The organism is Citrobacter sp. S46_ASV_140, from assembly GCF_018919545.1.
Lineage (GTDB): Bacteria > Pseudomonadota > Gammaproteobacteria > Enterobacterales > Enterobacteriaceae > Citrobacter > Citrobacter braakii.
The window spans coordinates 1-7,070 of the sequence record NZ_JAHLRC010000152.1 but is presented as its reverse complement, the minus strand read 5'-3'; the positions used below and the strand labels follow the sequence as shown (position 1 = coordinate 7,070).

Annotated in this window: 7 protein-coding genes; 2 read left to right on the top strand and 5 right to left on the bottom strand. The window is 52.0% G+C overall.

All coding sequences use genetic code 11. The features are described from left to right. Nucleotides 1–99: 99 nt before the first annotated feature. Nucleotides 100–1,155 carry a phosphoporin PhoE gene (phoE, locus tag KQJ19_RS21290; RefSeq protein ID WP_016151867.1) on the top strand — a complete coding sequence of 352 codons (1,056 nt, stop codon included), beginning with the start codon at nt 100–102 and terminating at the stop codon, nt 1,153–1,155. A gap of 57 nt (nt 1,156–1,212) precedes the next feature. Here the strand turns inward: phoE and crl are convergent, their stop codons facing one another. From crl to gpt, 3 genes are all read right to left on the bottom strand, one after another. Next, the gene (crl, locus tag KQJ19_RS21285; protein WP_016151866.1) at nt 1,213–1,614 is read right to left on the bottom strand and encodes a sigma factor-binding protein Crl; all 402 of its coding nucleotides are present in this window, start codon (nt 1,612–1,614) and stop codon (nt 1,213–1,215) included. Between the two features lie 57 nt (nt 1,615–1,671). Continuing rightward, the gene (gene frsA / locus KQJ19_RS21280) at nt 1,672–2,916 is read right to left on the bottom strand and encodes an esterase FrsA (RefSeq protein ID WP_016155767.1); all 1,245 of its coding nucleotides are present in this window, start codon (nt 2,914–2,916) and stop codon (nt 1,672–1,674) included. A 98-nt stretch (nt 2,917–3,014) separates the two neighbouring features. Next, nucleotides 3,015–3,473: a xanthine phosphoribosyltransferase gene (gene gpt / locus KQJ19_RS21275; protein WP_003031380.1), complete on the bottom strand. Its 459-nt coding sequence runs from the start codon at nt 3,471–3,473 to the stop codon at nt 3,015–3,017. Between the two features lie 261 nt (nt 3,474–3,734). Between gpt and pepD the strand changes: the two genes are divergently transcribed. Further along, complete coding sequence (gene pepD / locus KQJ19_RS21270) at nt 3,735–5,192, top strand: cytosol nonspecific dipeptidase (protein WP_016151863.1); 1,458 nt, start codon at nt 3,735–3,737, stop codon at nt 5,190–5,192. 53 nt (nt 5,193–5,245) lie between these two features. Here pepD and dinB read toward each other — a convergent pair whose 3' ends face one another. After that, nucleotides 5,246–6,301, bottom strand: coding sequence for a DNA polymerase IV (gene dinB / locus KQJ19_RS21265; RefSeq protein ID WP_016155765.1), 1,056 nt, complete (start codon nt 6,299–6,301; stop codon nt 5,246–5,248). A 66-nt stretch (nt 6,302–6,367) separates the two neighbouring features. Then, complete coding sequence (locus KQJ19_RS21260; RefSeq protein ID WP_016151861.1) at nt 6,368–7,009, bottom strand: hypothetical protein; 642 nt, start codon at nt 7,007–7,009, stop codon at nt 6,368–6,370. Nucleotides 7,010–7,070 lie beyond the last annotated feature (61 nt).

The window sequence follows — 7,070 nt, the reverse complement described above, 5'->3', positions numbered from 1 at the left end:
GTCATAAAACGTTCATTACCAGACGTTAAAAACCCTCCTGTCTTTTAACGGGGATCACACCCAGTGAATATTAGCGCGTACTTTTAATCAGGAATGAAAATGAAAAAGAGCACTCTGGCATTAGTGGTGATGGGTATTACTGCGTCGGCATCCGTACAGGCAGCGGAAGTGTATAACAAGAACGGTAATAAACTGGACCTGTACGGCAAAGTAAAAGCCATGCATTACATGACGGATTATGACAGCAAAGACGGCGACCAGAGCTATATCCGTTTAGGTTTTAAAGGCGAAACGCAAATTAACGATGAACTGACGGGATATGGCCGCTGGGAAGCAGAGTTCGCCGGCAATAAAGCCGAAAGCGACTCAAACCAGCAAAAAACCCGTCTGGCCTTTGCCGGTCTGAAATTAAAAAACCTTGGCTCGTTTGATTACGGTCGTAACCTCGGCGCGCTGTACGACGTGGAAGCGTGGACCGATATGTTCCCGGAATTCGGCGGCGACTCCTCCGCGCAGACCGATAACTTTATGACCAAACGCGCCAGCGGCCTGGCGACCTACCGTAACACCGACTTCTTCGGCGTCGTGGATGGTCTGGATCTCACCCTGCAATACCAGGGGAAAAATCAGGACCGCGATGTGAAAAAACAAAACGGCGACGGTTTTGGTACTTCCGTTACCTATGATTTTGGCGGCAGCGATTTCGCGGTGAGCGGTGCGTATACCAACTCCGATCGTACCAACCAGCAGAATCTGCAAACGCGTGGGACTGGCGATAAAGCAGAAGCCTGGGCAACCGGTTTAAAATATGATGCTAACGATATTTATATTGCGACGTTCTATTCTGAAACGCGCAATATGACGCCAATTTCCGGTGGCTTCGCCAATAAAACACAGAACTTCGAAGCGGTAGTTCAGTACCAGTTTGACTTTGGTCTGCGTCCGTCACTGGGTTATGTGCTGTCAAAAGGGAAAGATATTGAAGGCGTAGGCAATGAGGATCTGGTGAATTATATCGACGTTGGCGCAACATACTATTTCAACAAAAATATGTCCGCGTTTGTCGATTATAAAATCAACCAGCTCGATAGCGACAATAAACTGGGCATCAACAATGATGATATCGTTGCTGTCGGTATGGTTTATCAGTTCTGATGTAGCATAAAAAAATGCCGGATGGGGTTGCGCCGCCATCCGGCATTTTACTGTTCATTATGCCGTTAATTTAACCGGTTCATCGTTAAAATCGTCAGCAGGCTCCAGCGCCAGATTCAGCGACGTTAACAACCCACGTAATTTTTCATGAAATTCACGTAAGGTGTATTCCAGTCGCTCTACCACTTCAGTCTCTTTCACCGGCACTGCAGTCCAGTTCCCGTCTTTATCGAACAAGCCAAACTGGTAGCTGTACGTGAAGCGTTTTTCCTGCGCCTCCAGTTCCATCCACCAGCCCCAAAACTCGCGTTTCTCTGGGGCAGGTTTCACATTGACGCAAACAGCCAGACAATCGAAAAAAAACCGATTATCTTCGCACTGCCCTTCCCGGATGTACGGGCCAAGCGCGGTGAATTTCTTGATCAATCTACTTTTCGGATGCCCACTCGGTAACGTCATTACGATCTCCTTAGGTGAAGCACCTGTTTTACCAAATCGATAAAATTTAGCAAACTTTTAACACAATCTCTGATTGATCCAACCGGTTATTTCCTGCAGCCCTTTGTCAAAATTGCGATACACCGGGTTGAATGGAATCTCCAGCAACTTACCGTCAGAAGATGAAGAAGTGATTAAACGCGACTCCTCTTCCGGGCTAAACGGATCGTTTTTCCAGAACCCCGACAGCATTGGCGTTGGGCAGCGTCGGCCCAGCAGGCCCTGCACTTTTAATGAATAGCGATTAAGCTCAACGCGCAACGCTTCATCGGATGCGTCGTGCATCCCCAAACGACTGGCCAGAACGTCAAGGTACATTTCCGGGACGCTTGCCTGGCGCTGCGGGTCGCTAAGCAGCGCATGAACCACCGGCCCTAAACAGGCCACCGCCTTCAGACGTGATGATTCCAGATACGCCAGGCGTACCGCCACGTTGGCGCCAAAGCGGAAGCCGAAGGCCGCCACACGGGTGTGATCCACCCATGGAACATTCGGCAGCGCTTTTAATACGTGCTGGTGCAGCAGACTGGAGTCCTGGGTCAGTTTCCATTTTGACGAGAACCCGACCGACGGCATATCCAGCGTCAGCATGGCAATACCGCGCGGGGCAAAGTAGCGCTCATACAGAGTGTAATAATCCGTTTGCATGGAATCGAGGCCACCGCACATCAGCACCGTCGGGAACGGACCGTCGCCTTTTGGCATATGCAGGAAGCCGGTAATCGGCGCGCCGCCGGTAACGGCAAATTCCATCTCACGCAGCGTGCCCGGCAGACGCTGTGCGGCCTCTTCATAGGCGCGATTGGCCAGAGCCTGCGCCTGCTCTGCCAGCTCATCGCCTTTTAAGTGCGGATAAGCAGCGATGTTGTAGAGCGTGGAAGCATGCAGCCAGTGGCGTCCGCTCACTTGCGGATCCTCTTCCATAGAGGCTTTCTGTTGCCAGTCCATCGCCTGCTTCGCCCACTCGTAAATCCAGTTTCCGCCGCGATAGCCGATAACCGTGTCGTAAAGCTCTTTATCGGTGCGTTCGGCTTCGCTCATGACGATACGCGCCTGCACTTCGAGGATTTCGCGCGGATCGACGCCACGCCAGATCCACATCAGGCGGTTCACCATGCGGTACCAGTGCGGGATGGTTTTGCCATCCAGAGTCGATTGTACGGACGGCTGCGCGCCGTGATTAAAACGACGAACCAGCGTTGACGTTTCAGGGTGTTTGAAGCGGGGTTTAAACAGGACTTCGCTGAGGTTAGCCTGTGACATGATTGCAGCCTCCATGAGTACTCACTAAGGCATAGTGTAACCTGACACAGCACAAAAAGAACAACGCCCGACAGTGCGGGCGTTGAAAACTTTTTAGATTAGCGACCCGAGATCGGCGGAACGAACACTACGCCCATATCCCACGGCTGCTCAATCCAGGTATCCTGAGGGATATCAACAACATAATCATTCACCAGCGGGCGACCTGCCGGCTTAGCGAAAATAGTGACGAAATGCGCTTTAGGGTACATTTCGCGGATCGCTACGGCGGTACCACCGGTGTCAACCAGGTCATCAATTACGATGAAACCTTCACCGTCGCCTTCGGCACGCTTCAGCACTTTCAGTTCGCGCTGGTTGTCGTGATCGTAGCTGGAGATGCATACGGTATCGACATGACGAATACCCAATTCACGCGCCAGCAATGCGCCCGGCACCAGACCACCACGGCTAACGGCAATAATGCCTTTCCATTGTTCAGAAGGCATCAGGCGGCTTGCCAGTTTACGTGCATGGATCTGCAACATGTCCCAGGTGACGACGTATTTTTCGCTCATGTGAAGTGTCCCAGCCTGTTTATCTACGGCTTAAAAAGTGTTCGAGGGGGAAATAGGTTGCGCGAGATTATAGAGATCTGACGCACTAAAAACCAGTGTTTCGCGGAATCCGCGCCTCTTTTTGCATGCTTTATGCTAGCCGTCAGCGGAGAAAGTGGTATTCTCAATCGCATCGCGCAAGCCTGACTTGTGATGTTTTTAATTCTGCTAACCCTGTGGCCTGCAAGCAAGTTTTGTAGGACATCGCCAAGGAGACTCAACGTGTCTGAACTGTCTCAGTTATCCCCGCAACCGCTGTGGGATATTTTTGCCAAAATCTGTTCTATTCCTCATCCGTCCTACCATGAAGAGCAGCTCGCTGAACACATTCTGAGCTGGGCCCAAGAGAAAGGTTTCCACGTCGAGCGCGATCAGGTCGGTAATATCCTGATTCGCAAACCCGCTACCGCAGGAATGGAAAACCGCAAGCCGGTCGTTCTGCAAGCGCACCTGGATATGGTCCCGCAGAAAAATAACGACACCGTGCACGACTTCACTAAAGATCCTATCCAGCCTTATATTGACGGCGAATGGGTAAAAGCCCGTGGCACCACGCTGGGTGCGGATAACGGCATCGGTATGGCGTCAGCACTGGCCGTTCTGGCTGATGACAACGTGGTACACGGTCCGCTCGAAGTGCTGCTGACCATGACCGAAGAAGCAGGTATGGATGGCGCGTTTGGTCTGCAGGCTAACTGGCTGCAGGCAGATATCCTGATCAACACCGACTCTGAAGAAGAAGGTGAGATCTATATGGGTTGCGCAGGCGGTATCGACTTTACCTCTAACCTGCCGCTGTCCCGTGAAGCAATCCCGGCTGGCTTCCAGAGCTTTAAGCTGACGTTGAAAGGCCTGAAAGGCGGTCACTCCGGTGGCGAAATCCACGTTGGTCTCGGTAACGCTAACAAGTTGCTGGTACGCTTCCTGGCGGGTCACGCTGAAGAGCTGGATCTGCGTCTGGTTGATTTCAACGGCGGTACGCTGCGCAACGCGATTCCGCGTGAAGCCTTTGCCACCCTCGCAGTGGCGGCAGATAAAGTTGATGCGTTAAAAGCGCTGGTCAACACCTACCAGGAAATCCTGAAAAACGAACTGGAAGCCAAAGAGAAGAACCTGGCTCTGCTGCTGGATGCCGTTACTCACGACAAAGCCGCGCTGACCACTCAGTCTCGCGACAGCTTCGTACGTCTGCTGAACGCCACCCCGAACGGTGTTATCCGCAACTCAGACGTAGCCAAAGGCGTGGTAGAAACCTCCCTGAACGTCGGCGTTGTAACCATGACTGACGACAACGTTGAAATTCACTGCCTGATCCGTTCTCTGATCGACAGCGGTAAAGACTACGTGGTGAGCATGCTGGATTCACTGGGTAAACTGGCTGGCGCGAAAACCCAGGCCAAAGGCGGATACCCTGGCTGGCAGCCGGATGCTAACTCTCCGGTTATGCACCTGGTTCGCGAAACCTACCAGCGTCTGTTCAACAAAACGCCAAACATCCAGATCATTCACGCCGGTCTGGAATGTGGCCTGTTCAAGAAACCGTATCCGGAAATGGACATGGTTTCCATCGGGCCAACCATCACCGGTCCGCACTCCCCGGATGAGCAGGTTCATATCGAAAGCGTTGGTCACTACTGGACGCTGCTGACTGAACTGCTGAAGTCGATTCCGGCGAAGTAAGATTCTGCGCTAAGTGCCGGATAGCGCTGCGCTTATCCGGCAATCCATCAGAGTCACAGCCCCAACAGCAGCTGTCTTTCCAGTTGGGGATCCAGCAGCGTGACGTGTAATCCCACCAGCCTCACGCCTCGCCCTCCCCGACGTTCTTCCCAGGTTTTACGCGCCGTCGCAATTAAGTCATCTTTATTTAAGCGCGGCCAGACGTGCTCCTGCGTGGTCTGCTGAAAATCATTAAACTTGAGTTTTATCCCCTGGCGAGCGATAAGGAGATCCGGCTTTACCTTGGCCAGACGCCGTTCCAGTTCGGGATAAAGCCGCTCAATAATCGCCTCACACTCTGACCACTCATGAATATCTTCCGCCAGCGTGCGCTCCACGCCGACGGATTTGCGCAGTCTGTCGTTGTTAACGTCCCGCTCGTCAATGCCCTGGCTTCGCTCCCACAGCACGCGACCAAACTTACCAAAACGTTTGAGCAGCATTGCCAGGTCGTATTTTTGAACATCCTCGCAGGTACGCAATCCCATTGATTCCAGCTTCGCGGCGGAGACTTTGCCGACGCCGGGAATTTTGCCGAGCGGTAACGTTTTGAGAAATTCAGGAACATCGGCAGGGGTAATTACATATTGCCCGTTGGGCTTGTTGAGATCGGAGGCTATTTTTGCCAAAAATTTAACCGGCGCAATCCCGGCAGAAGCGGTTAGCTGCAGCTCGTTAAAAATCGTCTGGCGGATCTCCTGGGCGATCAGCGTGGCAGAACCGTGGCAGTGGGTGCTGTCGGTTACATCCAGATAGGCTTCATCCAGCGACAGGGGTTCAATCAGCGAGGTATAGCGGGAGAAAATCGCCTGAATCTGGCGGGAGGCTTCTTTGTAGGCCTCGTAGCGACCGGGTAATAAGGTAAGATGCGGGCATAGCTTTAACGCCATTCCCGTTGGCATCGCGCTACGCACGCCAAATTTGCGCGCCGGGTAATTGGCTGTACTGATAACCCCCCGGCGCTCCCGGCTGCCGCCAATGGCAATGGGAATGTCACGCAGAGCGGGGTTATCGCGCATTTCCACCGCTGCGAAAAAGCAGTCCATATCAACATGTATGATTTTGCGCATTACTCGCCTCCCACAACACTGTTTAAGTATACAGTATTTTTATAGTGTGAGAAGTATGATTATTCCTTACGCCGGACCATTCATGACGAAGCGGGCATCGCACAGGTAACGCACAATATCCTTTTTCGTATGTTCTGCGGGATTCCCCGCCGTACTGACAAACAGTTTATTCACTTTGCGAACATTTGCCCGCAGCAGTTTTTCGATTGTCATCAGGCGGAAGGCATCATTTTCAACGCAGAAAAGCTCGTAGTCGCCCAGACGTTCACCACAAATTTCACAGTGATTCATCCAGTAACGTAGCCCGGTGGTTTTACTTTTATCGAGGTAGTAATTGCTGGCTTTGATGTTCTTTTTTATCTCTTCAGGCAGAGAATTAATGTGGAACAAAAAGCTGTTACGCCTGACCGACTGCCAGCCCTGACCATCCTGATTTTTCTTAATAAAGCGGGTAAACATCACGCCATGGATGCGGGTAATTTGGTGGCAGCTCCAGCAGTGCATCTTCGAGGTAATCACCAGATAGTACGGCGCGACAATATTAAAATTGTCGGTGTCGTAGACATAGTCACGAAGCGCCCCGTTTAGCTCGTGGGGTTCGGTGTACCAGATACCTGAGACCTTGTCGAAATGCGCCCCCTGACAGGCTACATCGGTGACGTTATCAGTATGAATCTCCAATGGAATAATATGGGTTACATCTATCACATTGCCTTCCTGAGGAATAAATTGCCCCCACATTGCGTGGGGGACGGGAACAGAATTAATG

Excerpts from the sequence above, each read along its gene's own strand:
- frsA (WP_016155767.1), bottom strand. The coding sequence starts at position 2,916 with ATGTCACAGGCTAACCTCAGCGAAGTCCTGTTTAAACCCCGCTTCAAA.
- dinB (WP_016155765.1), bottom strand. The coding sequence starts at position 6,301 with ATGCGCAAAATCATACATGTTGATATGGACTGCTTTTTCGCAGCGGTG.
- gpt (WP_003031380.1), bottom strand. The coding sequence starts at position 3,473 with ATGAGCGAAAAATACGTCGTCACCTGGGACATGTTGCAGATCCATGCA.
- crl (WP_016151866.1), bottom strand. The coding sequence starts at position 1,614 with ATGACGTTACCGAGTGGGCATCCGAAAAGTAGATTGATCAAGAAATTC.
- phoE (WP_016151867.1), top strand. The coding sequence starts at position 100 with ATGAAAAAGAGCACTCTGGCATTAGTGGTGATGGGTATTACTGCGTCG.